Annotated in this window: 22 protein-coding genes and 1 tRNA gene; 9 read left to right on the top strand and 14 right to left on the bottom strand. The window is 71.4% G+C overall.

Annotated elements, in window-relative coordinates; translation table 11 throughout:
• Nucleotides 1-6: 6 nt before the first annotated feature.
• From ACFC1W_RS15030 to ACFC1W_RS15020, 3 genes are read right to left on the bottom strand one after another with little or no spacing between them, the layout of a single operon-like run.
• Complete coding sequence (locus ACFC1W_RS15030) at nt 7-945, bottom strand: type II secretion system F family protein (RefSeq protein WP_375994163.1); 939 nt, start codon at nt 943-945, stop codon at nt 7-9.
• Nucleotides 942-1,799, bottom strand: coding sequence for a type II secretion system F family protein (locus ACFC1W_RS15025; protein ID WP_375994160.1), 858 nt, complete (start codon nt 1,797-1,799; stop codon nt 942-944). The genes ACFC1W_RS15030 and ACFC1W_RS15025 overlap by 4 nt, the downstream gene beginning before the upstream one ends.
• Nucleotides 1,796-2,950, bottom strand: a complete 1,155-nt coding sequence (locus ACFC1W_RS15020) for a CpaF family protein (protein WP_375994157.1) — start codon at nt 2,948-2,950, stop codon at nt 1,796-1,798. The genes ACFC1W_RS15025 and ACFC1W_RS15020 overlap by 4 nt, the downstream gene beginning before the upstream one ends.
• Before the next feature lie 199 nt (nt 2,951-3,149).
• On the opposite strand from ACFC1W_RS15020, the gene ACFC1W_RS15015 reads away from it, so the two are divergent.
• The 3 genes from ACFC1W_RS15015 (at nt 3,150) to ACFC1W_RS15005 (ending at nt 4,368) form a co-directional block, all read left to right on the top strand.
• Nucleotides 3,150-3,362, top strand: coding sequence for a PLDc N-terminal domain-containing protein (locus ACFC1W_RS15015; RefSeq protein ID WP_375994154.1), 213 nt, complete (start codon nt 3,150-3,152; stop codon nt 3,360-3,362).
• 70 nt (nt 3,363-3,432) lie between these two features.
• A tRNA-Leu gene (locus ACFC1W_RS15010) sits at nt 3,433-3,514 on the top strand.
• A 62-nt stretch (nt 3,515-3,576) separates the two neighbouring features.
• A complete protein-coding gene (locus ACFC1W_RS15005) occupies nt 3,577-4,368 on the top strand; it encodes a DedA family protein (protein WP_375994151.1) in 792 nt (263 codons plus the stop codon).
• Between the two features lie 12 nt (nt 4,369-4,380).
• Here the strand turns inward: ACFC1W_RS15005 and ACFC1W_RS15000 are convergent, their stop codons facing one another.
• The gene (locus ACFC1W_RS15000) at nt 4,381-5,337 is read right to left on the bottom strand and encodes a Ku protein (protein ID WP_375994148.1); all 957 of its coding nucleotides are present in this window, start codon (nt 5,335-5,337) and stop codon (nt 4,381-4,383) included.
• Nucleotides 5,338-5,415: 78 nt separating this feature from the next.
• Here ACFC1W_RS15000 and ACFC1W_RS14995 point away from each other — a divergent pair, with 78 nt between their 5' ends.
• On the top strand, nt 5,416-7,896 hold the full coding sequence (locus ACFC1W_RS14995) for an ATP-dependent DNA ligase (RefSeq protein WP_375994145.1): 2,481 nt from the start codon (nt 5,416-5,418) through the stop codon (nt 7,894-7,896).
• On the opposite strand, the gene ACFC1W_RS14990 is transcribed toward ACFC1W_RS14995, so the two are convergent.
• From ACFC1W_RS14990 to murI, 4 genes are all read right to left on the bottom strand, one after another.
• Nucleotides 7,893-8,813, bottom strand: a complete 921-nt coding sequence (locus ACFC1W_RS14990; RefSeq protein WP_375994142.1) for a cation diffusion facilitator family transporter — start codon at nt 8,811-8,813, stop codon at nt 7,893-7,895. The genes ACFC1W_RS14995 and ACFC1W_RS14990 overlap by 4 nt on opposite strands.
• Nucleotides 8,814-8,898: 85 nt before the next feature.
• Nucleotides 8,899-9,543 (bottom strand): RdgB/HAM1 family non-canonical purine NTP pyrophosphatase, encoded by a 645-nt coding sequence (gene rdgB / locus ACFC1W_RS14985; protein WP_375994574.1) that lies wholly within the window; start codon nt 9,541-9,543, stop codon nt 8,899-8,901.
• Nucleotides 9,544-9,565: 22 nt separating this feature from the next.
• On the bottom strand, nt 9,566-10,312 hold the full coding sequence (gene rph, locus ACFC1W_RS14980) for a ribonuclease PH (RefSeq protein WP_375994139.1): 747 nt from the start codon (nt 10,310-10,312) through the stop codon (nt 9,566-9,568).
• A gap of 27 nt (nt 10,313-10,339) precedes the next feature.
• Nucleotides 10,340-11,167 (bottom strand): glutamate racemase, encoded by an 828-nt coding sequence (gene murI / locus ACFC1W_RS14975; RefSeq protein ID WP_375994137.1) that lies wholly within the window; start codon nt 11,165-11,167, stop codon nt 10,340-10,342.
• 52 nt (nt 11,168-11,219) lie between these two features.
• On the opposite strand from murI, the gene ACFC1W_RS14970 reads away from it, so the two are divergent.
• The gene (locus ACFC1W_RS14970; protein ID WP_375994134.1) at nt 11,220-12,578 is read left to right on the top strand and encodes a nicotinate phosphoribosyltransferase; all 1,359 of its coding nucleotides are present in this window, start codon (nt 11,220-11,222) and stop codon (nt 12,576-12,578) included.
• On the opposite strand, the gene ACFC1W_RS14965 is transcribed toward ACFC1W_RS14970, so the two are convergent.
• From ACFC1W_RS14965 to ACFC1W_RS14955, 3 genes are read right to left on the bottom strand one after another with little or no spacing between them, the layout of a single operon-like run.
• Nucleotides 12,557-12,823 carry a DUF3039 domain-containing protein gene (locus tag ACFC1W_RS14965; RefSeq protein WP_127474413.1) on the bottom strand — a complete coding sequence of 89 codons (267 nt, stop codon included), beginning with the start codon at nt 12,821-12,823 and terminating at the stop codon, nt 12,557-12,559. The two genes, ACFC1W_RS14970 and ACFC1W_RS14965, sit on opposite strands and share 22 nt — an antisense overlap.
• Before the next feature lie 41 nt (nt 12,824-12,864).
• Entirely contained in the window at nt 12,865-14,433 is a 1,569-nt protein-coding gene (locus ACFC1W_RS14960; protein WP_375994132.1) for a hypothetical protein, read from the bottom strand.
• Nucleotides 14,409-15,626 (bottom strand): ABC transporter ATP-binding protein, encoded by a 1,218-nt coding sequence (locus ACFC1W_RS14955; RefSeq protein WP_375994130.1) that lies wholly within the window; start codon nt 15,624-15,626, stop codon nt 14,409-14,411. The genes ACFC1W_RS14960 and ACFC1W_RS14955 overlap by 25 nt, the downstream gene beginning before the upstream one ends.
• A gap of 196 nt (nt 15,627-15,822) precedes the next feature.
• Between ACFC1W_RS14955 and ACFC1W_RS14950 the strand changes: the two genes are divergently transcribed.
• The 3 genes from ACFC1W_RS14950 (at nt 15,823) to ACFC1W_RS14940 (ending at nt 18,946) form a co-directional block, all read left to right on the top strand.
• Nucleotides 15,823-16,515: an NTP transferase domain-containing protein gene (locus ACFC1W_RS14950; protein WP_375994127.1), complete on the top strand. Its 693-nt coding sequence runs from the start codon at nt 15,823-15,825 to the stop codon at nt 16,513-16,515.
• Between the two features lie 64 nt (nt 16,516-16,579).
• Nucleotides 16,580-17,524, top strand: coding sequence for a hypothetical protein (locus ACFC1W_RS14945; protein WP_375994124.1), 945 nt, complete (start codon nt 16,580-16,582; stop codon nt 17,522-17,524).
• Between the two features lie 42 nt (nt 17,525-17,566).
• Nucleotides 17,567-18,946 carry an aminoglycoside phosphotransferase gene (locus tag ACFC1W_RS14940; protein WP_375994121.1) on the top strand — a complete coding sequence of 460 codons (1,380 nt, stop codon included), beginning with the start codon at nt 17,567-17,569 and terminating at the stop codon, nt 18,944-18,946.
• Here the strand turns inward: ACFC1W_RS14940 and ACFC1W_RS14935 are convergent, their stop codons facing one another.
• Nucleotides 18,947-20,236 carry a CDP-glycerol glycerophosphotransferase family protein gene (locus ACFC1W_RS14935; RefSeq protein WP_375994118.1) on the bottom strand — a complete coding sequence of 430 codons (1,290 nt, stop codon included), beginning with the start codon at nt 20,234-20,236 and terminating at the stop codon, nt 18,947-18,949.
• 109 nt (nt 20,237-20,345) lie between these two features.
• On the opposite strand from ACFC1W_RS14935, the gene ACFC1W_RS14930 reads away from it, so the two are divergent.
• Nucleotides 20,346-21,371, top strand: a complete 1,026-nt coding sequence (locus ACFC1W_RS14930; RefSeq protein WP_375994571.1) for a glycosyltransferase — start codon at nt 20,346-20,348, stop codon at nt 21,369-21,371.
• A gap of 9 nt (nt 21,372-21,380) precedes the next feature.
• Here the strand turns inward: ACFC1W_RS14930 and ACFC1W_RS14925 are convergent, their stop codons facing one another.
• Both ACFC1W_RS14925 and ACFC1W_RS14920 read right to left on the bottom strand, forming a co-directional pair.
• Nucleotides 21,381-22,832, bottom strand: coding sequence for a CDP-glycerol glycerophosphotransferase family protein (locus tag ACFC1W_RS14925; protein ID WP_375994115.1), 1,452 nt, complete (start codon nt 22,830-22,832; stop codon nt 21,381-21,383).
• The gene (locus ACFC1W_RS14920; RefSeq protein ID WP_375994113.1) at nt 22,829-24,103 is read right to left on the bottom strand and encodes a CDP-glycerol glycerophosphotransferase family protein; all 1,275 of its coding nucleotides are present in this window, start codon (nt 24,101-24,103) and stop codon (nt 22,829-22,831) included. The genes ACFC1W_RS14925 and ACFC1W_RS14920 overlap by 4 nt, the downstream gene beginning before the upstream one ends.
• Nucleotides 24,104-24,159 lie beyond the last annotated feature (56 nt).

Below are 24,159 nucleotides of genomic sequence, written 5' to 3'. Positions count from 1 at the left end.
GGCGACTCAGCCGAGGCCGAGCCGGAGCATGAACACTCCCGGGAACACGGCGAACAGCACGCTGAGCGGGAGGATGAGGAAGACCAGCGGCACGAGCATGTAGATCTCTTTGCGCCCCGCGCGTTCGATGAGGTCGCGCTTGGCGTCATCCCGGGCGTCGAGCGCCTGGGCGTGCAGCACCTGCGCGAGGGGCGCCCCGCGGTCGATTGCGGCGACGAGCTGGTCGACCGAGCGCGACAGGGCGGGGATCTGCAGAGCGTCCGACATCCGTGCCAGCGCCTCCGGGAGCGGCGAACCGGTGCCGACGGCCACCACCGCTCCGCGCAGCTCCGCCGTGAGCTCGCCGGCCCCGACCTCGCTCACACGTCGCAGCGAGTCGAGGATCCCCTCGCCCGCCGAGAGGCAGAGTGCGACGAACTCGAGCACCGTCGGGAGCTCTTCGCGGATGCGGGCGACGCGCGCCCTCGCCGAGTGCGACAGCCACGCGTCGTACCCGAGGATCCCTCCCACCGCGAACAGCGGGGGCAGCACCACGAGCGAGGGCGAGCCGCGGCCGAGCAGCACGGCCGCGACCACGAGCGCGCCGCCCGTCGCCAGTCCCGCGATCGACCACGCCAGCTGCCGGCCGCGGAAGGCCGCGGCATCCGTCGACCACCCCGCCTGGTGAAGCCGGCGGGCCAGCGCCGCGTCGCCGCCCAGGAATCGCGCGAAGCGCTGCTGCAATGCCTGCCACGCGAGGGACGGGGCTGGCACCGGACCGGCCGCGCCGATGACGTCCCCGACGCCGCGCGGATCGGTCACGTCGCGTATGTACGGAGCGATGCGCCGCGCGAGGCTCGGCGCGCCGACGCGCGGGGCGAGCGACAGCAGCAGGCAGACGCCGACTCCGAGCGCCGTTCCGAGCACGATCGAGAACGCGACGTCGTCCATCGGGAAGAGGCTCACCCGAACCACCTCCGCGGCTCGGGCAGACGTCCGAGCCGGATCATCACGCGGAACGCGACGAACGACACCGCAGCGCCGGCGAGGATGAGAGCGACCCCTTCGGGACTGCCGTACGCCTCAGCGCCCTCGGGCCGCATCGCGAGCAGGCACAGGATGACCCAGGGGGCGGCGACGCCGAGCACGGCGGCGCCGCGGATCCATGACTGGCGCGACTCGACCTCGGCGCGCAGCGCGCTGTCGGCGCGCACCGAGGCGGACAGCGCACGCAGCACCGGCGTCAGCTCGGTGCCGCCCACCTGGCGCGCCATGCGCAGCGTCTCGATGATGCGATCGGCGACCGGATCGGCCAGCGCCACCTTCAGGCGCTGCGCGCTGGAGTCGAAGTGACCGGATGCCGCAACGTCGCGTGCGAACCCCGCGAAGGCCGGCCGCAGCTCGACGGGCGCGGACCGCGCGAGACTCGCGACGGCGTCGGGCAGCGACATCCCGGCGCGCACCGATGCGATGAGCAGGTCGCACACGTCGGGCCAGAGGCCGCGACGCACGCGCACGAGCCGGGACCGCCGAGCGCGCAGCCACGCGAACGGCGCGACGGCGCACGCGACGGCAGCGACGAGGCTCAGCGCCGGCACCTGCGCGACGATCCACGACACGGCCGCGCCGACCACCCCGGCGCAGGCGGCCACGACGATCACCGAGCCGGGCGACAGGCGCGCCAGCCCGGCGCCCTCGAGGAGTCGCGCGATGCGTCCGTGCGACGCCTCGGGCGCCGGCCGCTCGCGCAGCGGCCACAGCCAGGGCGAGATGGTGAGCAGCGCCCCGGCGGCGAGCACGGCGCCCCAGACGAACGTCATGCGTCGTCGCCTCGATACAGCGTCCGCGCGGAGATCACGCCCTCGTCGACACCGACCGGCTCGACGATCTCGGCGACGCGGCGCCGGCCTGCGGCATCCCGCTCGCAATGCACGACCAGATCGACGGATGCCGCGACCGCCGGCAGCACGAATGCGGCGTCGATGTTGCGCCCGGCCAGCAGCGGCAGCGCCGCGAGCTTTCCCAGCGCTTCGCGCCCCGAGTTGGCGTGGATCGTCGCAGCGCCGGGCACGCCGGTGTTGAGCGCCAGCACGAGGTCGAGTGCCTCGGCGTCGCGCACCTCGCCGACGACGAGACGGTCGGGGCGCATGCGCAGCGCCTCCTTCACGAGGCGCCGCAGCGTGACTTCGCCGGTGCCCTCGAGACTCGGCTGCCGACCCTGGAGCGCGACGATGTCGGTGGCGGCGACGGCGAGCTCGAAGGTCTCCTCGACGGTGACGATGCGATGCTCGGCCGGACAGGCGGCGATCATGGCGCCGAGGAGTGTGGTCTTTCCCGCGTGCGTGGCGCCCGACACGATCACAGAGGCTCCGCGATGCATCGCGGACCGGAGCAGGTCCGCGCCGTCGGCGGTGATCGAACGTGCAGCCACGAGCCGGTCGAGGTCGCGGAAGGCGGGCAGGAACTTGCGGACGTTGACCGCCCAGTGCCGCCGGGTGATGTCGGGGATCACGACGTGCAGTCGGGATCCGTCGGGCAGCGACGCGTCGACGAAGGGCTGGCTGAGGTCGACGCGTCGACCCGAGGATTGCAGCATCCGCTCGACGAGATCGCGCACCGCCGAGTCGGTCAGCGCGAGCGGTGTGCGCTCCGGCACCCCACCCCGGGCGACGAAGATGCGGTCGGGGGCATTGATCCACAGCTCCTCGACGGTCGGGTCGTCGAGATACGGCTGCAGCGGACCGAAGCCGGCGACCGCGGCGAGCACCTCGCGCACGCACGCCGTCTCGTCGTCGACCGGCGCGAGCCCGCGGGCGAGGGCGAAGTCGTTGTGGCGTCGTACCTCCGCTCGCGCGATGTGCGCGGCGAACTCCGGATCGCGCGACGGGTCGGTCCGCTCGGCGCGCAGCCGTTCCCGCACCCGCTCGGCGACGAGGGTCGCCGTCGGCGGGGAGGCGGTGGACGAAAGCACCACTGCATCCTCGCAAGGGAGGAAAGCGGCATCCCGAAGTTATCCACAGGTGCCGAAGGCGGCGCGCCGCGCTCGCCGGACCGAACGGACTCTCGCCGGACCGGTGGCGCCGGGGCCGATGGACCGGATCACGCTCGTGCCGTGACGCGTCACGGTGCAGGATGGAGGTGACACCGACGAACGATTCGGAGGCACGACGATGACCAAGAGCCGGCAAGAGATGGCACCGATCGGCCGAGCCGTCCTCGGCCTCGTGGGCCTCGTGCAGGTCGTGTTCGCCTTCCTGGCCTTCTGGGATCTCGCACATCGCGACGCGTCCGAGGTGCGCGGCCCGAAGCCCGCGTGGATCCCCGCGATCCTGGTCAATTGGATCGGCCCGGCGAGCTACTTCCTCTTCGGCATCCGTCGCTGAGAGCCCCCGCGGAACCCGGGGGCCTGCCCCACAGCCCGCGTCCAGGCGTCTCAGTAGACTGAACCTGCTCGCGGGAGTGGTGGAATTGGCAGACACGCAGGATTTAGGTTCCTGTGCCTCCGGGCGTGTGGGTTCAAGTCCCACCTTCCGCACGCAGCTGCTTCGCTGACCGCGCTGCACCGCCGACCGCCTCGACCGACGGGAATCCCACATCGTGCACGCCGTGCCCACTGCTCTCATCCCCTGGCTCGATCCCGCCGCGATCATCGATTGGGCGGGCCCGTGGGCGCTCGTGGTCGTGTGCTTCATCGTGTTCGCCGAGACCGGTCTGCTGGTCGGCTTCCTGCTGCCGGGCGACACGCTCCTCGTCATCGCCGGCCTGCTCTCGCACCCCCAGGACTACGCACCGAACGGCGTGTTCGGCCTCAGCGTCTGGTGGGTGGCCCTGCTGATCGGACTGGCCGCCTTCGTCGGCGGCGAGGTCGGCTACTACATCGGCCACAAGGGCGGGCCCTCGGTCTTCGAGAAGAAGGAGTCCGGGCTCTTCAGCGTCAAGAACGTGGAGCGCACCAACGCGTTCTTCGAGCGCTTCGGCGGGCTCACGATCATCCTCGCCCGCTTCGTGCCGATCGTGCGCACCTTCGCGCCCGTCGCCGCCGGCGTCGGCCACATGAACAAGTGGAAGTACACGCTCTACAACTTCATCGGCGCCGTGATCTGGGGGTTCGGCCTGACGATGTTCGGCTACCTGATCGGCTTCATCCCGCCGGTGGCGACCTTTGTCGAGAACTACATCGACCTCATCCTGCTCGCCGCCGTCGGCGGCACCGCCGTGGTGACGCTGTGGCACTACTTCCGCGAGCGCAGCAAGGCCAAGAAGGCCGCGGCGGCGGGTGAGGATGTCGTGACCGACCACGAGGAGGCCGAGGCGCTCGTGCTCGACGCCGACATCTTCGACCGCGGCCCCGAGCACGGACAGCACGGGGGCGAGGCGCCGCGGGCCTGACGCCGTCGTCGGTCAGGAGGCCTTCGCGGTCTTCTTCGCCGCCGGCTTCTTCGCAGTGGACTTCTTCGCGTCGCCCTTCGACGAGCTCGCCGCCGCGGACGACTTCGCCATCGGCTTCTTGGCGGCGGGCTTCTTCGCGGGTGCGTCGTCCTTCTTCACCGACGCCGCGCCGCCCTCGCGCGCAGCGCGCGACTTCTCGACGCTCGCGCGCAGCGCCTCCATGAGGTCGATGACCTCTCCCCCGGTGTCCTCCTCCTCGTGGTCGCCGAAGGTCTCGGAGGTGTCGAGCGCATCGCCCTTCTCGAGCTTCGCATCGATCAGCGTGCGCAGCTCCTCCTGGTACTCGTCCGTGAACTCTGACGGGTCGAAATCGCTCGCGAAGCTCTCGACGAGGGATGCCGACAGCTCGAGCTCCTTCGCCGAGATGCGCACCGTCTCGTCCAGCGCCGGGAAGGCCGCCTCGCGCACCTCGTCGGCCCACAGCAGGGTCTGGAGCACCAGAACGTCACCGCGCACCCGCAGCGCGGCCAGCCGCGTCTTCTGGCGCAGCGAGAACCGCACGATCGCGGTCCGGTCCGTCTGCTCGAGCGTCTTGCGCAGCAGCACGTACGCCTTCGGCGAAGCGCTGTCGGGCTCGAGGTAGTACGCCTTGTCCAGCGTGAGGAGGTCGACCTGGTCGCTCGGCACGAACTCGACGACGTCGATCTCGCGGCTCTTCTCGGCCGGCAGCGCCGCGAAGTCCTCCTTCGTGAGCACGACGGTCTTGTCGCCGTCGTCGTAGGCCTTGTCGATGTCCTGGTAGGGCACGACCTCGCCGTCGATCTCGCAGATGCGCTGGTAGCGGATGCGGCCGCCGTCCTTGCTGTGCACCTGGTGCAGCGACACGTCGTGGTCCTCGGTCGCCGAATACACCTTGACCGGCACATTGACCAGACCGAAGGTCAGCGCACCCTTCCAGATCGCCCTCATCCCCCCAGTGAACACCGGTCACACCTGCCACGGCTAGCCCATATGCAGGTGTTGACATGTCGCAGCTAGCCTGAACGCATGCCGGGCGCGTCCAACATGGTGAGCATCGGCGGCCGGCGACTGCGCGTCACGAACCTCGACAAGGTGCTCTACCCCGAGACGGGCACCACCAAGGGCGAGGTCATCGACTACTACACGCGCATCGCCCCGCTGCTCATTCCGCACGTCGTCGGGCGCCCCGTGACCCGCAAGCGCTGGCCGGACGGCGTCGGAACCGACGACGACCCAGGCATGGTCTTCTTCGCGAAGGACCTCGAGCGCGGTGCGCCGTCCTGGGTGAGGCGGATGCCGATCCCCCACTCCACAGGGACGAAGGACTACCCCCTGATCGGCGACGTGCCCACCCTCGTCTACCTCGCCCAGGTGGCGAGCCTCGAACTGCACGTGCCGCAGTGGCGCTTCACACCCGATGGCGAGCGCGGATTCGCCGACCGCCTCGTGCTCGACCTCGACCCCGGACCGGGCGCAGGGCTGCCGGAGTGCGCCGTCGTCGCCGGCTGGGCACGCGGCATCCTGTCGGGAATGGGACTCGACCCCTACCCCGTGACCAGCGGCAGCAAAGGCATCCACCTGTACACGTCGCTGCCCGACGGGCAGACGACCGAGCAGGCGTCGATGATCGCCAAGGAGCTCGCTCGCGCGATCGAGGCCGACCACCCCGACCTCGTCGTCAGTTCGATGAAGAAGACCGAGCGGCCTGGCAAGGTGCTCATCGACTGGAGCCAGAACAACGGCTCCAAGACGACGATCGCCCCGTACTCGCTGCGCGGCCGCATGCACCCCACGGTCGCGGCCCCGCGCACGTGGGATGAGCTCGACGACCCGGGGCTGCGGCATTTGCTGTTCGAGGAGGTGCTCGAGCGCATGCAGACGATCGGCGACCCGATGGCGGCGCTCGGCTTCCACGCGGGCGGACGAGAGGCCGAGACCGGGCCGCTGTCGGCGTACATGTCCAAGCGCAGCGCATCGCGCACTCCCGAACCGGTGCCCGGCAACCCCCTGGGCGCGACTCCGCACGGCGAGAAGCCGATCTTCGTCATCCAGGAGCATCACGCGACGGCGCTGCACTGGGACTTCCGCCTCGAACACGACGGCGTGCTCGTCAGCTGGGCGGTGCCCCGCGGCGTCCCGCACTCGTACAAGCGGAACAATCTCGCCATCATGACCGAGGACCACCCGATGGAGTATGCGAGCTTCGAGGGCACCATTCCGGCCGGCGAGTACGGCGGCGGCAGCGTCACGATCTGGGACGACGGCCGCTACGACCTCGAGAAGTGGCGCGACGACGAGGTGATCGCGACACTCGAGGGTCGCCCGGGCGGCCCGCTCGGGCGCGTGCGCCTCGCACTCATCCGCACCGAGGGCGAGGGTGAGAAGTCGAGCTGGCTGCTGCATCGGATGAAGACGGATGCCGCGGGCCGGCCACAGCCGGACGGCATCCCCGTCGAACCCAGCGCGCAGGCCGACGCACGACCTCCCGCACGGCGCGCGGGTCCTGACGAGGACTCACCGTCCGCCCCGTCCGCGCCGGCGGCGATGCTCGCGACGAACGCGACCCCCGGCATCGCCCGTCAGTCCGCGGCCCGCTGGGGCGGCGAGCCGTGGGTGGAGGGAAAGTGGGACGGCATCCGCGCGCTCGGCGTGTGGGACGGCTCGCGGCTGAGGCTGTACGCCCGCAGCGGCAACGACATCACCCATCGCTACCCCGAGCTGACCGACGTGGACGCGGGGCTCGGCGGCGCCCCGGCGATCGTCGACGGCGAGCTCGTCGCGCTCGAGCCCGACGGCCGGCCGAGCTTCCCGCTGCTGCAGGGTCGCATGAACCTCGAGCGTCCCGCCGAGATCGCCCGCGAATCCCGACGCGCCCCGGTGCGGTACTACCTGTTCGACGTGCAGTCCGCCGACGGCGACGACGTGACCGGCGAGCCTCTGCGCGTCCGTCGGCGTCTGCTCGAAGACCTCGCCGCCGACGCGATCCCGCTCATCTCGGTCCCGCCCGTCTTCGACGACGTCGACGCCGCGCTCGACGCCAGCCGCGCGCTGCGACTCGAGGGCATCGTCGTGAAGGATCCGCGATCCCGCTACACCGGCGGCGTCCGCTCGGAGTCCTGGCTCAAGGTGAAGCACACGAGCACCCAGGAAGTGGTGATCGCCGGCATCCGTCCGGGCAAGGGCGGGCGCAGCGGCACGTTCGGCTCGCTCCTGCTCGGCATCCCCGGCCCGGACGGCCTGCAGTACGCGGGGCGCGTCGGCACCGGATTCAGTGACAGCATGCTCACCCAGCTCCTGCGCACGCTCACGCCGCTGCGCACCGACGACAACCCGCTGGTGGGGGTGCCGCCGCTCGATGCCCGCGACGCGCTGTGGGTGCGGCCCGAGCTGGTCGGCGAGGTGGAGTACGGCGAGTTCACTCCGGGCGGCATCCTGCGCCACCCGCGCTGGCGCGGACTGCGGCCCGACAAGAGCCCCGGCGAGGTGCGCCGCGAGGACGTGCCCTAAGCGTGGGCGTCGTGCTCGACGTGGCCGGCGGGCTCGAGCTGGAACGTCGAGTGCTCCACGTCGAAGTGCTCCGACAGGCAGGACTGGAGAGTGCTCAGGATGCCGGAGGCCCGCCCATCGCGCATGGCGGCGTCGTCGACCACGACGTGCGCGCTGAACACCGGCGCTCCGCGCGTGAGCTGCCACACGTGCACGTCGTGCACGTCGACGACGCCCGGGGTCGACAGGATGTGATCGCGGATGTCACGCACGTGCGTGCCCGCGGGCGCCGACTCCGCCAGCACCGACACGACCTCCCGCAGCAGCCCGATCGCACGCGGGATGATCATGGCGGCGATGACCAGCGACGCGATCGCGTCGGCTTGCACCCAGCCCGTCGTCACGATCACGATCGCGGCGACGATCACCATCGCCGAGCCGATCAGGTCGCCGAGGACCTCGAGGTAGGCCCCGCGCACGTTGATGCTGCGGCGCTGCGCGGAGCTGAGCAGCCACATCGCCCCTGCATTGGCGATCAGACCCGCCACGGCGACGGCGAGCATGAGCCCGCCCGCCAGCTCGACCTCGCCCGGATCCAGCAGTCGCTGCACGCCCTCGACGGCGACCCATGCCGACAGCACGAGGAGGATGACGCCGTTCACGAGCGCGCCGAACACCTCGGCGCGCTGGTACCCGAATGTGCGGCGGTCGTTCGCCGGACGCGCCGCGACCGACGTCGCCACCAGCGCGATGACCAGCGCCGCGGCATCCGTGAACATGTGCGCCGCGTCGGCCAGGAGCGCCAGCGATCCCGACAGTGCCGCTCCGACGACCTGCACCACCATCACGACGCTCGTGATCGCGAGTGAGATCGCGAGCAATCGGCGGTTGCTCGCCCCGCGGATGCCGCCCTCCGAGGCGCTCGCGTGATCGTGCATGTGCCCAGGCTAAGCCCGGGGGCGACCCGCCGTGTGCCGATCCGCGCAGTCGGGAATGATCGTGATTCTCACTCCCGCGAGCGCGTCACAGCTGCTCGAGAAGCGGAGCCAGCTCGGCGAAGGCACGGGCACGATGCGACGCGCGGTTCTTCTCGAGCGACGACCATTCGCCGACGGTGCGCTCGCTGTCGGCGGGCTGCCCGTCGGGGATGAAGACCGGGTCGTAGCCGAAGCCGCCCTCGCCGGATGCGGCGGTGGCCAGGCGGCCCGGCCAGCGCCCTTCGACGACCTGCTCGCTCGACGCATCGCCGGGCACCACGAGGGCGATGGTCGATACGAACTGCGCCGTCCGGTGCGGGTCGGCGATGTCGGCGAGCTGGTCGAGCAGCAGCTCGAGGTTGGCCGTGGCGTCCTTCGCATGCCCCGCCCAGTAGGCCGAGAACACGCCGGGCGCGCCGCCGAGCACGTCCACGCAGATCCCCGAGTCGTCGGCGAGCGCCGGCAGTCCGGTGTGCTCGGCGGCGGCGCGTGCCTTGATGAGCGCGTTCGCGGCAAAGGTCACGCCGTCTTCGACGGGCTCGGGCCCGTCGTACGCGACGACCTGCAGGTCGGGGCGGGTCTCGGCGACGATCGCCTGGAACTCCTCGACCTTGTGCCGGTTGTGGGTGGCGAGCACGACCTGACGGAGCGACGGAGACTGCGCGGCGACGTCGGCGACGGCATCCGACATCTCCTCGGGCAGCGCGCTCATGTCAGGACCCCTCGACCAGGCCGAGCGCGGCGAGCTGGTGGTCGCGCAACGACGCGCACCCATCGACGCCGAGCCCCAGGAGGGCGTCGAGCTCGCGCTTGTCGAACGGCGCGCCCTCGGCGGTGCCCTGCACCTCGACGAACAGCCCGCGCCCGGTGACGACGACGTTCATGTCGGTCTCGGCGCGCACATCCTCGACGTAGGCGAGGTCGAGCATCGGCTCGCCGTCGATGATGCCGACCGACACGGCCGACACCGAGTCGATGAGCACCTGCGACCTCTGGGCGATGAACTTCTTGCCGCGGCCCCACTCGATCGCGTCGGCGAGCGCCACATAGGCACCGGTGATCGCTGCGGTGCGCGTGCCGCCGTCGGCCTGCAGCACGTCGCAGTCGATCACGATGGTGTTCTCGCCGAGCGCCTTGGTGTCGACGACCGCGCGCAGCGCGCGGCCGATGAGACGCGAGATCTCGTGCGTGCGTCCACCGACGCGGCCCTTCACGCTCTCGCGGTCGTTGCGGCTGTTCGTCGCGCGCGGCAGCATCGCGTACTCCGCGGTCACCCAGCCCTTGCCCTTGCCCGTCAGCCAGCGCGGCACGCCGTTCGTGAACGACGCCGTGCAGAGCACCTTGGTCCCGCCGAACGAGATGAGCGCCGATCCTTCGGCGTTCGCGCTCCAGCCCCGCTCGATCGTGATGGGTCGCAGCTGGTCGACGGCGCGGCCGTCCGCGCGGACGAGATCGGTCATCGGGTTCTCCTCGGGTGGGACGGGGGATCAGTTCGAACGATGCGGGAGGTCGATGGCGCCGGTCTGCACGAGCTGCACCTCGCGCACCTCGCGGCCCATCAGCCGGTGGGCGAGTTGGAGGAACTCGTCGGCCGACGCGCCGGTGGCCTCGTAGACGTGGCGGGGCGCGGCATCCGGACCCGCGAGCAGATCGCGGGAGACCAACTGGCGGTAGACGTCCTTCGCGGTCTCCGTGTCGCTCGACACGAGCGACACATCGGGTCCCATGACGTAGCTGATGGCGCCCTCGAGGAAGGGATAGTGGGTGCACCCGAGCACCAGCGTGTCGACGCCGGCGTGGCGCAGCGGCGCGAGGTACTCCTCGGCGGTCGCGAGCACCTCGGGCGAGTCGGTCACGCCCGCCTCGACGAACTCCACGAACCGGGGGCACGCCTCGGCGAAGACGGTGAGGCGCTCGTTGACCTCGAGCATGTCCTGGTAGGCGCCCGAGCCGATCGTGCCGGCCGTGCCGATCACCCCGATGCGTCCGTTCCGGGTGGTCGACATCGCGGTGCGCACCGCGGGACCGATCACCTCGACGACCGGGACGTCGTAGCGTTCGCGGGCATCGCGCAGCATGGCGGCCGACGCGGTGTTGCACGCGATCACGAGCATCTTCACTCCCTCGTCGACGAGGGTGTCGAGGATCTCGAGCGAATAGCGCCGTACGTCGGCGATGGGCTTGGGGCCGTACGGCGAGTGCGCCGTGTCGCCCAGATACAGGATCGACTCGCGCGGCAGGAGGGCCGATACGGCTCGTGCCACCGTGAGTCCGCCGACACCGGAGTCGAAGATTCCGATGGGTGCGTCCTTCACGATGATCCAGCCTACGCCAGGCCGTGTCATCGAGATCGCTAGAGTGACCCGCATGACCGCCTCGCGCAGCACAGCCCTGCACACCGATCGCTACGAGCTCACGATGCTCGACGCGGCTCTGCGCGACGGCACCGCCGGCCGACGATGCGTCTTCGAGCTGTTCGGCCGGCGCCTGTCCGGCGGTCGCCGCTTCGGCGTCGTCGCCGGCACCGGCCGTCTGCTCAGCCTCATTCGAGACTTCCGCTTCGGCGATGACGAACTGCGGTTCCTGCGTGACGAGCGGGTGGTGGATGCCGCGACCCTCGACTTCCTCGAGGGCTACCGCTTCACCGGCTCGATCACGGGCTACCGAGAGGGCGAGCTGTACTTCCCCGGCTCCCCCATCCTCACCGTCGAGGGGACGTTCGCCGAGGCCGTCGTGCTCGAGACCCTCGCGCTGAGCGTGCTGAACCACGACTCGGCCGTCGCGACCGCCGCCGCGCGCATGAGCGTCGCCGCCGGCGACCGCCCCCTCTCCGAGATGGGCTCACGGCGCGCCGGCGAGGCGTCCGCCGTCGCGGCCGCCCGCGCCGCCTACATCGCGGGCTTCGGCGCGACGTCGAACCTCGAAGCGGGGCGCGCCTGGGGCATCCCGACCATGGGCACCGCAGCCCACGCGTGGACGCTGCTGCACGACACCGAAGAGGAGGCGTTCCGCTCGCAGATCGAGGCGCTCGGCACCGACACCACGCTGCTCGTGGACACCTATGACACGCGCGAGGGCGTCGCCACGGCGGTGCGAGTCGCCGGCACGCACCTCGGCGGGGTGCGCATCGACTCCGGCGATCTGCCTCTCGTCGCCGCCGAGGTGCGTGCCCAGCTCGACGAACTCGGCGCGACCGGCACCCGCATCACCGTGACGAGCGACCTCGACGAGTACGCGATCGCCGCGCTCGCGGCATCCCCCGTCGACTCCTACGGCGTGGGCACGTCGGTCGTCACCGGTTCGGGCACGCCCACCGCCGGCATGGTCTACAAGCTCGTCGCCCGCCAGGACTCCGCTGGGGGCTGGGTGGCCGTCGCGAAGGCGTCGACCGACAAGGCGTCGAAGGGCGGTCGCAAGGCCGCGTTCCGCACCCTCCACCGCGGCACGGCCACGAGTGAGCTCATCGTCGTGTCGGACGGGTTCGAAGACGTCGCGGCCGCGGCATCCCATCCCGATGCCCGCCCGCTGCAGGTGGCCCTGATGACGGACGGTGAGCCGGATGCGGCGTTCGAGGGCCACGAGGGAGTGGAGGCGGCACGCGAGCACCATGCGTTCGCCCGCGAGGAGCTGCCGGTGCGCGGGCTCGCGCTCAGCAAGTCCGACCCGGCGATCCCGACGGTCTACGCCGACGCGGCGGACTCAGCTCACTTGGCCAGCGACTCGTAGATCTCTTTGCAGGTCGGGCACACCGGGAACTTCTCGGGGTCGCGCCCCGGCGTCCACTTCTTGCCGCACAGCGCCCGTACCGGCTTGCCGGTGATGGCGGACTCGAGGATCTTGTCCTTCTTCACGTAGTGCGAGAAGCGCTCGTGGTCTCCGGGCTCGATGTTCTCTTCGCGGATGAGCTCTTCGAGCTCTCGGTCGAGGGTGGCCAGACCGCCCTGGTCCGGGCCTTCGAGAGGGGTGCTCATGGTCAGCCAGTGTAGTCCGGCCCGCCGGAGTCGGGACCCGCTCAGGTCGACTCGGCGAACTCCATGAGGCGCCCTCCGCGCCGCGAGAAGACCATCGAACCGGCGGTCACGCCGATGATCAGCACCCCGAGTCCCGTCGCCAGTCCGGCCCACAGGGCGAGCATCGCGGACTCGATGTCGTCGGTCAGAGCGACCCATGCGCACCAGAGCGCCGGGACGGTGACGATCACGGCGCCCAGCATGACCAGGCTCTGCGAGACAGCACCCGTCGCGCCCGTGCGCTGCGGCTGCTGGAACGGGCTCTCACCGGGCCGCGAGACGGCATAGGGCGCCACGACGGAGGAGACGCTCGACAGCCCGAGCCCCGCGAAGAAGAGGGAGGCGCAGACACCGACCATGGCCGGGAGGAGCGCCCAGCGCCCGTGGATCGAGATCACCACGGGGATCGCGACGGCGAGGACCGGGATGCCGAGGAGCAGCACCGGCACGAGGCGGCCCAGGCGGTCCGAGACCCCGCGCATGCCGCTGGCGATGTGCATCCACACCGCGGTGGAGTCGTAGGCCACGTCGTTGTGCGGAAGCCATCCGAGCAGCAGGGCGGCGAACGGCACGGGCACGAGGATCGCCAGCTCGAGCGGCACCCCCGCGACGAGCAGGGGCAGGACCGTCACGGCCGCCGCCACCGGGATGACCAGCATGTTGACGACGTAGCGGCGATCGCGGAACCAGTACAGGAGACTGCGCGCGGCGACCGCACCGCCGGGCGTGCCAGGGGCCACGGCGAACCACCCGAGGCCTGCGCGCTCGCGACTCGTGACCGGGCGCTCGGTCGTGGTGAGGAGCCGGTGCACCGCCCAGGCCCACAGCAGCGCGAGGACGCCGAGCGTCGCCACGGCGATCGCCACCGACAGCCACGCCCCCGCGGGGTCGAGGTCGGCCACTCCCGGGAACGCCCAGGCCGCGCCGAGCGGCGTCAGCGCGAGCGCGTTCACGGCTTCGGTCAGCTGGGTGGGTACGGTTCCGCGCCACTCGAGCGACGCGAGGAAGACGCCGACGGGCACCACCACGACCACGATCGCGAGGAGGAACAGGCCCGAGAGCTCGCGCGAGCGGCGCTCCCGCAGGTAGAGAGCGGCAACCGCCATGCACACGCGGGCGAAGAGGGCGCACGTGAGGACACCGAGGACGACGCTCGCCGCAGCGACGGGCCACGCCACACCGTGCTCGACCCACACGATGGCGGCGCACGCCGCGATCGCCGCGAGGGCGAGGACGGGGACGCTCACCAGCCCGACCAGCGCGAGGACCAGCGCAAGGCGTCCGCGAGGCACCGCGAGCAGCGCGAAGCGTCGCGGGTCGAGGGGGTCCTCCACCGCACCGATGAGCGGGGCCAGACCGAAGCCCAACGTGACGGCCGAGCCGCCGAGCACGATCACCGTCTGGGCGACGTCGGCGTCGGCATCCCGCAGCGTGAGCATCGCCCAGCAGGCGGCGACCGTCGCCGCGATCAGGATCAGCACCGCCGCGATCACGCGTGCAGCGTGAGCGCGGCCGCCACGAAGCGTGCCGAAGAGCAGTGCGAGCCTCAGTCGGAGAACGTGTGCAGCCACTCCAGGCCCTCCACGTCGCTGAGCCCGCCGGCCAGCTCGATGAACCGCTGCTCGAGGCTGAGCTCGCCGCGCACCTCGTCGACGGTGCCTTCCGCGAGCACCTGGCCGGCCACGATCACCGCGACGCGCGAACACACGCGCTCCACGAGTTCCATGCCATGGCTGGACAGGATCACCGTGCCGCCGTGGGCGACGTAGGTGGAGAGGATGTCGAGGATGATCGCGCTCGAGACCGGATCGACCGCTTCGAACGGCTCGTCGAGGACCAGCAGCCGAGGCGAGTGGATGAGGGCTCCCGCGAGCATGACCTTCTTGAGCATGCCGGCGGAGTAGTCCGAAACGACGCGCCCGAGCGCATCGCTCAGATCGAAGGCGCGCGCGAGGTCGGCCGTTCGGCTTTCCACCACCGCCGCCGGGAGCCCCCGGAGCACGCCGTAGTAGTGGAGGAGCTGCCGACCGGTGAGCCGGTCGAAGGTGCGCAGGCGGTCGGGCAGGACGCCCATGACGCGCTTCGCGGCGAGTCGGTCGGATGCCGCATCCGCACCGCCGACCGTGATCGTGCCGCGGTCGGGCTCGAGGAGGCCGGCGATCAGCGACAGCGTCGTGGTCTTGCCGGCGCCGTTCGGACCCACGAGGCCGTAGAAGGTGCCGGCGGGCACGGTGAGGTCGATGCCGTCGACGGCGAGGGTGTCGCCGAACCGCTTGGACACGCCACGCAGGACGAGGACGTCTTCCGCGGGGGCCGGCGCGGCGACCTCGACCACGGGTTCGGGCTCGATGACCGGCTCCGGCTCCGCCTCGACGACCCCCTCGGCCTCGGGCTCGGCCTCGACCGCAGGCTCGGGGAGCGGCGGCTTCGGCGGGATGACGATGTCGGCGGCGGCGAGTTCCGCGAGCTTCGCGGAAGGGGCTGCCGGAGCGGCGTCGCCGGATGCCGACTCATCAGGAAGGCCCTCCTCGGCGGGCGGCCCTTCGGTCGGCGGCCCTTCGGCCGGCGGCTCTTCGGCGGGCGGCTCTTCGGCGACCGGCGCGGGCTTGGTGGGGCGCTTGCCCTTCGCGGCCTTCTTGCGGGGCGCTTTGCGCTCGACTGACGGAGCCTTGGGGCTCGACGGCAGCGACACGATGGGCGCACTGTCGTGACCGTCCGGCTCTTCCGGATCGATGTCGTTCGGCACCGGGAGGGAGGCTGACACCGATCCAAGGTATCAAGCGGTTCTCTGAGAGCGGTCACTGAGTGACGCCGAGTCTCACGAACACGGATTTGTCACGAATCGACAACGGCGGCCGATCATTCTGCACGTTCACAGGTGCCATCGCTACCATGGACGCGGCACGAAGGGGTGTCGAGTCGGTGTACCGACAGTGAATCTCACACTCAGGAGCAGACCTTTGACCCTTCAGACCGTCATTCTCGCAGCCGGAATGGGCTCGCGCCTCGGCCGGAGCCTTCCGAAGCCGCTGACCGAGCTCAACGACGGCCGCAGCATCATGCAGCAGCAGCACGACAACATCCGCGCGGCGTTCGGCGCCGCGGCGAAGATCACCACGGTCGTCGGCTACCGCGCAGAGACCATCGTCGAGGCCTTCCCGTCGGTCGACTACGTCTACAACGACCGCTACGACCAGACCAACACCTCCAAGAGCCTGCTGCGCGCCCTGGCCAAGACCGGCAAGGGCGGCGTGCTCTGGATGAACGGCGACGTCGTCTTCGACCCCATGGTCCTCGGCCGCGCGATCGAGCTGATCGAGCGCGACCAGTCGTTCGTGACGGTCAACACCTCGAAGGTGAGTGACGAAGAGGTCAAGTACACGGTCAACGGCGCAGGCTTCATCAAGGAGCTCTCCAAGACCGTCGAAGGCGGTATCGGTGAGGCCGTCGGCATCAACTACATCTCGAGCGGCGACAAGAAGGCGTTCATCCGCCAGCTGACGCGCGTCGATGACCAGGACTACTTCGAGCGCGGCCTGGAGCTGGCGATCGCCGAGGACGGGGTGCTGCTGCAGCCGCTCGACATCTCCGACCTGTACGCCGTCGAGGTCGACTTCGCCGAGGACCTCGAGCGCGCCAACCTCTTCGTCTGACCCATCCGGCGGAGCCTGTCAACCCGCAGGCCGCGCTCAGGCTCGGCCGCATAGGATCGGCCCGATGGTCGAAAAGGTGCACACGATCCACTCCCTGCCCGGGGACTCTCCGTGGCAGGGCGGTCTGCCGCCCGTCGGCTCGGAGGAGCACCCGCGCACCATCCGCGCCCTCGACCGCGTGCTCGCTATCCAGCGCCCGGTGGTGCTGGCTCATCTGCGCAGCATCCGTCTCCGCCATCCACACGCGTCGACGGCCGACCTCGTTCGCATCCTGGAGCGGCGGTACCTCGCAGCGGTGACGGCGGGCGGCGCCGCGGTGGGAGCCACGGCCGTCGTGCCGGGCATCGGCACCGGTGTGACGCTCGCGCTCAGCGGCGTCGAGACCGTGGGGTTCATCGAGGCGACCGCGCTGTTCGCCCAGTCGGTGGCCGAGGTTCATGGCATCCCGGTCGCCGATCCGGATCGTGCGCGCGCCCTCGTGCTCACGCTCATGCTCGGCAAGGAGGGCGTCGATCTCGTTTCGCAGCTCGCCGGGCAGGCCATGGGCCGGGGTCCGTCCCGCGACAAGTACTGGGGCGAGTTGATCACGAAGACGATCCCCCGCGCCGCCATGGGCCCGATCGTCGATCGGCTCAAGACGACGTTCATCCACCAGTTCGCCGTGCGCGGCGGCGCCTCGTGGATCGGCAAAGCCCTGCCGTTCGGCATCGGCGCCGCGATCGGCGGCACCGGCAATCACCTTCTCGGCCGGCGCGTGCTCGTGAACGCACGTCGTGCCTTCGGGCAGGCCCCCGCGATCCTCCCGCCCGACCTCGAGCCCAGACCGGGGGCGACGCCGTTCGAGCGCGCGGCGACCCGCACGATCCGCCACGCCGGCGAGGCCGTCGTGAACGGCGCCAGGCGTCTTCGCCCCGGCTCCCGCAAGGCCATCCCGCAGAGCCCGGCCGATCCGGAGGATCTCGCCGACGTCGCGCAGCCTGCCATGACGGACGGTGACGCGGAGGACTGACCGGCTGGCTCCCCGAGCGCGTTCGGGCATACCCTCGGAGACATGGACAGCACGCTGGCGTGCCTGGCGGCATGGATGCCCAGGCAGCGGTGGTACGCGGCCAAGGGCCGCCCGCCGAGTCTTCGCCTGATCTCGTGGTGGGATCTCGCGCCGACCGTCGCCGAGGACGCGGGCGCGCGCATCCGCACGTATCTCGTCGCCGACGAAGGCGCCTTCCCCGCCGTGCTGTACCAGCTGCCCGTCGTCTCACGCGCGACCGAGACCGTGGACGCGTCCCCGGACCACGTCATCGGCAGCCCCGAACCCGGCACGACGTTCATCGACGGACCGTTCGACCCGGCGTACGCGCGTGCCCTGATCCGGCTCGTCACCCTCGGCGGCACCGCCGAGGGCCCGCGCACAGTGGCGACCGGCCACCCCGCGCCCGATGCGCCCCCCGACGAGCCGCGCAGCGCGAGCGTCGTCTCGGGCGAGCAGTCGAACACATCGCTCATCTTCCGCTCGCACGGGATGCCCATCATCTGCAAGATCTACCGTCAGCTGCACCCCGGTCTCAATCCGGACATCGAGCTGCCGACGGCGCTGGCCGCAGCCGGGTCATCGCACGTGCCGCGAGCGATCGGCTGGGTGGAGGGCGCGTGGCCCGACCCGGCGACCGCACAGGGCACCGTGACCGGATCGCTCGCCACGGCCCAGGAGTTCCTGCCCAACGTCGAGGATGCGTGGCGTGTCGCACTGCGCGCGGCCGCGCGCGGCGACGACTTCCGCGGACCGGCGCGCGCGCTGGGCGCGGCGACTGCCGACGTCCACGTGTCGCTGGCGGAGCTCTTCCCGACTCGTCAGACGCTGCCCGAGGACCGTGCGACCACGGCCGAGTCGTGGCACCGGCGGCTGACGATCGCGATCGCGGAGGTCCCGGAGATCGCGGAGCGGCGCGAGGCCATCGAGTCGGTGTACGAGCGGGCGGCAGCCGGGGACTGGCCCGATCATCAGCGCATCCACGGCGACTATCACCTCGGGCAGGTGCTGCACGTCCCTGGGCGGGGCTGGGTGCTGCTCGACTTCGAGGGCGAACCGCTGCGGCCGATGTCGGAGCGCACCCGCGCGGATCTGGCGCTGCGGGACGTCGCCGGCATGCTGCGCTCGTTCGACTACGTCGCCGGGTCCATCCGCCTGGACGACCCCGACCGCTCCCCCGCCGCCGCCCGCGAGTGGGCCCGCGCCGCGCGGGAGGCGTTCCTCGAGGGGTACGCGCTCGCGTCGGGCGCCGACCTGGAGGCCGACAGCGCGCTGCTGGCGGCGCTCGAGCTCGACAAGGCCGTATACGAGGCGATCTACGAGGCGCGCAACCGCCCGACGTGGGTCACGATCCCGCTCCGCGCGATCGCGCGGCTGGTCGAGCGACCGGCGCCCGTCGGCTGATCAGCTCTCGCCCGCGTCGTCGAGCTCTGCTTCGTCGGGGTCGGGCTCGTCGTCCTCGCTCTCGACCACGGACCGCGCGTACCAGTCATCCCATTCGTCCATGAGCCGGCGGACGGCATCGTGGAAACGCTCGGTCGCCGCCCCGGGCGACGTGTCGCCGAAGTAGTGCCGCACCCACCGTTCGAGGCGCTCGACGGCTTCCGGGTCGTTCAGCACCCGGTCCGTCTCCGCGATGATCGACGGCGCGTCCGCGGCATCCAGCCACTCGCAGGCCGACAGGTAGCCGTGCGTGTCGATCGCGGCGGCGGGGTCGACGGGGCGCGTGATCATGAGCGGCTTGTCCGCCGCGAGCCGGTCGTAGACCATCGCCGAGATGTCGACGATCGCGACATCGGCGGCCGAAAGCTGCCAGCCCAGATCGGGCCCGTTGTCGTAGACGTGCTGGGCCGACGGGTCGGCGGCATTGGCCGCCGCGATCGCCGCGATGATCCGCTTGTCGGCGTCGCCGTACTCGGGCACCACGACCCCCGATCGCGGATGCGGTCGGTAGATCACACGGTGGCGCTTGCTCGCCAGCAGCGCGCCGATGAGCGCCTCGCCGTGCGTCACGATCGAGCCGTAGTGCGCGGAGGGCCGGTCGCCCTCCCACGTGGGTGCGTAGAGAACGACGGTGCGGTCGTCGGGCGTGTACGCCAGCCTGCCCGAGTAGTGGTCGGCCTGCGGCCTGCCGATCGCGATCGCGCGGCGGTCGACGTCGTAGTCCCACAGCACCCGCGACAGCCGCTCGCGGGCGGCATCGCCGGCGATGAGCGCGTAGTCGTACGCCTTGTACTGGTTCGTGGTCATGTACATCTTGTCGGACTCGCCGTGGTTGATGAACACGTGCCACCGGCGGCCGTACCGGAACATCTGGAAGTTGCGGGTGTTCTGGTTGACGTACAGCACGACACGGATGTCCTGCTCGGCGACGAACCGCTCCAGGTCGCGCACGGTCGGCACGAACGCCACCGGCGGGGCGTCCTCGGCCAGCAGCGCCTGGGCCCCCGTGGTCGCCCGGCTGAGCACCACGACCGGCCAGATCTTCGCCAGCTCGGCGAGCGGCTTGTACCACTGCCGCATCTGGTACATGTTGACCGCGCCGTCGGCGAAGTAGACCGCGACCCGGTAGTGGAATCGCGGATGCTGCGGGCGAGCGGCCAGCGTGCGGCGGACGTCCTTCACCGCCGACCGGCTGCGCACCGCCTTGCGGACGAGCGCGACGGCCTTCTTCGCATCCGAGACCAGACTCACTCGTCCAGCCTACTCAGGCGACCCGTGACATGATCGACGCGTGCAGGACGAGCAGCGCGGACGCAAGGACGCTCCAGAGGTCCCCCGCGACGCCGGCGTGACGTTCGTCATGCCCGTCCTCAACGAGCGCGACTACCTGCGGCGCGCGGTCGAGACGGTTCTCGCCCAGGACGTGGACGGCCCCTCCGAGCTGATCCTCGCCCTCGCGCCGTCCACCGACGGCACGACCGAGCTCGCGCGCGAGATCGCGGCCGGTGACGAGCGCGTCGTTCTCGTCGACAATCCCGCCGCCGACATCCCCGTCGGACTCAATCGCGCGATCGCGGCCGGGCGCTATCCGACCATCGTCCGCGTGGACGCGCACTCCGAGCTCGAGAGCGACTACACCCGACGCGCACTGGCGACCCTCGACCGCGTGCGCGCCGCGAACGTCGGCGGAGTCATGCGCGCCGACGGCCGTACGCCGTTCCAGCGTGCGGTCGCCCGCGCGTACAACTCGCCGATCGGCCTCGGTGGTGGCGCGTACCACGGCGGCACACAGGAGGGCGAGGCGGAGTCCGCGTACCTCGGGGTGATGCGGCGGGCCGTGCTCGACGAGGTGGGCCTGTTCGACGAGACCATCCGCCGCGGCGAGGATTGGGAGCTCAACCTCCGCATCCGGCGAGCCGGCTACCGCGTGTGGTTCGATCCGGCGCTGTCGGTGACGTACTGGCCGCGCGAGAGCTGGTCGCGCCTGGCACGGCAGTTCTCCGCGACCGGTCGCTGGCGCGGCGAGCTCGTGCGCCGCTTCGGGCGCGGCAACTCGCTCCGCTTCTTCGCTCCCCCGGCGCTCGTCGCCACGATCGTGCTCGCGGTCGTCGTGGGCGTGCTGCAGCTGACGGGTGCACTCGCCGGCTGGTGGTCGGCCGCGGCATCCCTCGTCTACCTTCCCGTGCTCGTGTACGCGGCGCTCGTCGTGATCGTCGCGCTGGGACCGGGTGGCGGTCGCGGATGGCGCGACAAGCTCTGGACGATGGCCGTCCTGCCGACCATGCATCTCTCCTGGGGATGGGGGTTCATCGTCGGCGTGCTGCGCGGGGCGCACGACACCGTCGACACGTCCCGCCTCGGCTCGCGCAACACTCCGCTGCCGTAGCCCCTCGGGTCAGCCGGCGTCGACGAAGCCCTGATCCAGGATGCGGGCCACGACGCGCTCCGCGGCATGCCCGTCGTCGCGGGAGTTGAACTTCTCCCGCCACCGCGCATAGCGCATGGTGTGCGCGACGTCGGGGGCGCTCGTCAGTGCCGCGACGAGCTCCTCCTGCGAACGGACGACCGGGCCCGGCGCGTGCGCGGCGAGATCGAAGTAGAAGCCGCGGAGTTCGCCGCGGTAGTGCTCCATGTCGGGCACCAGGAAGTACATCGGCTTGCCCGTGACGGAGAAGTCGAACATCACCGAGGAGTAGTCGGTGATCAGCGCATCCGCCGCCAGCAGCAACAGCGAGGTGTCGGGGAAGCCCGTCACGTCGACGACCCGAGGGCCCTCGGCATCCTTCCCCTGCTGCAGGGTGCGGGAGTGGCCGCGCACCAGCACGACGGCGTCGGCGGCGGCGGCCAGCGCCACCGGGTCGACGAAGTCGACGATCTCGTCGCGGTCGTCGCGCCACGTCGGCGCGTACAGCAGCACGCGCTCTCCCTCGCGGATGCCGAGCGACGCGCGTGTGGCCGCGCCGTCGCCGGTCACGAGCACGTCGTTGCGCGGGTACCCCTCGACCCAGACGGGCCGCGAGAGGAAGGCGTAGGCCTTGCCGAGGATCCGCGCCGCATACGGGTTCTGCGCCAGCAGCACGTTCCACCGGCGCGACTCGCGCAGCACGGCGATGGCGCGCCGCGGGTCGAACCCGGGGCGATGGAGTGCGAGCCGCTTGAGCGGAGTGCCGTGCCAGGTCTGCAGGACGATCTGCCCCTTGCGCCGCGAGAAGCGCCTCCGCAGCCAGTCGTTCACCACGAGCAGACGCGCGGACCCGCGGGCGCGCCACCACTCGGGACTGCCCTCGACGACGGCGACTGCGCCCTCGGGAACGGCGACCGACAGGTCGACCACGCTCCAGTAGCGCGTCACGCCCGGCGCTCGCCGTGCGAGCTCTCGGTCGATCGCGAGGGGGTTGCAGCTGGCGTTGCGGCCGTAGAAGCTCTCGAAGAAGACGGCATTCTCGAGCCGCGCGGCGCGATGCGCGTAGCGGCGCTCGAGGGCGTCCTGCCCCTCGCCCGAGTCGTACGCGGGATCGACGGGCGGCCCGACGCGGAGCGTCCAGCCGTCCAGCGACGCCCGCACCGTGCCCAGCTGCGCCAGCGCCAGGGCCGCGGGCTCGGAGACGGCGGCGCCCTCGGCAGCGGTCACCTGCACGTCGTAGTCACCGGTCGGCAGCGGCAGCTCCGGCCCGCCCCAGCGGCGCGCGCGCAGCGGCAGCACGGCGCGCCACGTCTTCCCGCGGCCCGTGAGCGCTGCCGGGACGCGCGCGCGACGGCCGACGAGCTCCACCGCGGCGGGGCGAGGGCCTTCGCCCGACAGGACGAGCGCAGGACCGCCGTCGGTCGTGAAGCGGGCGTCCGTCATCGTGGTCCTCTCTCGCCGGCGTCTCGGCGCGATCCGGCCAGGATGGCACGGTACACCCTTTCGGCATTGGCACCGTCCCGGAAGGCGTGCACGCGGGCGCTCAGCGCCCGTGCCCGCCCGCGTCGCCGCTCCGCCTCGTCGTCGCGTGCGAGCACGGCATCGAGCTGCGCGCGCGCGGCCTGCCAGTCGCGCGCCCAGTCGTCACCCGCGACGTCGGCGTACCGTCCGTAGAAGCCACGGCGACGGCCGTACTCCTCGACATCCGGCGCGAGGAACACGACCGGCAGAGGCACGAGCGCGCTGTCGAACACGAGGGACGAGTAGTCGGTGACCAGGACGTCGGCGCCGGGGAGCACCGGGGTCACGTCGGCGACGAGGTCGCTTCCGAGCAGCCGGACCCGGTCGGTGCCCTGCGGCGGGCGGTACTCCCCCGCGCCGAGCGGATGGGACCGCACCAGCAGCACCGCATCGTGCTGCTCGAGCAGGGCCACGAGCGCGCGCCACTCGTCGGTCGACGGCACCGCCGGGTCGGCAGCACCGTCGCGCCACGTCGGCGCGTACAGCACGACCCGCGACGCGTCGTCGATCGGACCGACAGCCTCGGCGATGGCCTGCCGGGCGGACGCGCGCCGCTCGTCGGCGGTGCCGCGGGACAGCACATCGACGCGTGGCTCGCCCGTCACGGGCACGCGCTCGTCGGGGAGCGCGAAGGCGGACTCCAGACGGCCGCGCACGGTGTGCGACGCGGCCGGGAGGATCCGGATGCGGCGGGCTGCTCCGCGGTACATGGCGCCGAGCAGGCGGCGCAGAACGCGGCCCAGCCGCAGGCGCGCGACGGCGCTGGGGACGCGCAGCGTCTCGGGAGAGTCCAGCCCGATCCGCTTGAGCGGGATGCCGTGCCACAGCTGCACCACGAAGGCTCCCGAGACCGCATAGCGATTCACGTCGCCGAAGCCGTGCGTGACGACGATCACGCGGGCGCGCGCCGTGCGCCATAGGCCGCGCAGCGAGGACTTCCTCAGTGTCGGGATGCCGCGGGCCGCGGCATCCGTCTCCTCCCGGTCGCTCCCCACGAGCCATACGGCCCGCCGACCGCCGACAGCCGCGACATCCCACAGCGCAAGAGCTCCGTCGCCGATGCCGCCCCCGCAGCCGAACACCCACTCGTCCCGCGAGCGCGGAACGACGAGGGTCAGCATGCGTCCCGCGGCATACAGCGGGATCGTCGCGAGCTTTCGCGCATTCCCCGCGCCGAACGAGAAGGACGCCATCCCGCGAGCCTAGCGTCCGCGCCGGCGGACAGGCTTCGCAGGACGGCGTCCTGAGC

This window comes from Microbacterium sp. NPDC056003 (assembly GCF_042274785.1).
In the GTDB taxonomy this organism is placed as follows: Bacteria; Actinomycetota; Actinomycetes; order Actinomycetales; family Microbacteriaceae; genus Microbacterium.
This window is presented reverse-complemented; position numbering and strand designations above follow the sequence as displayed.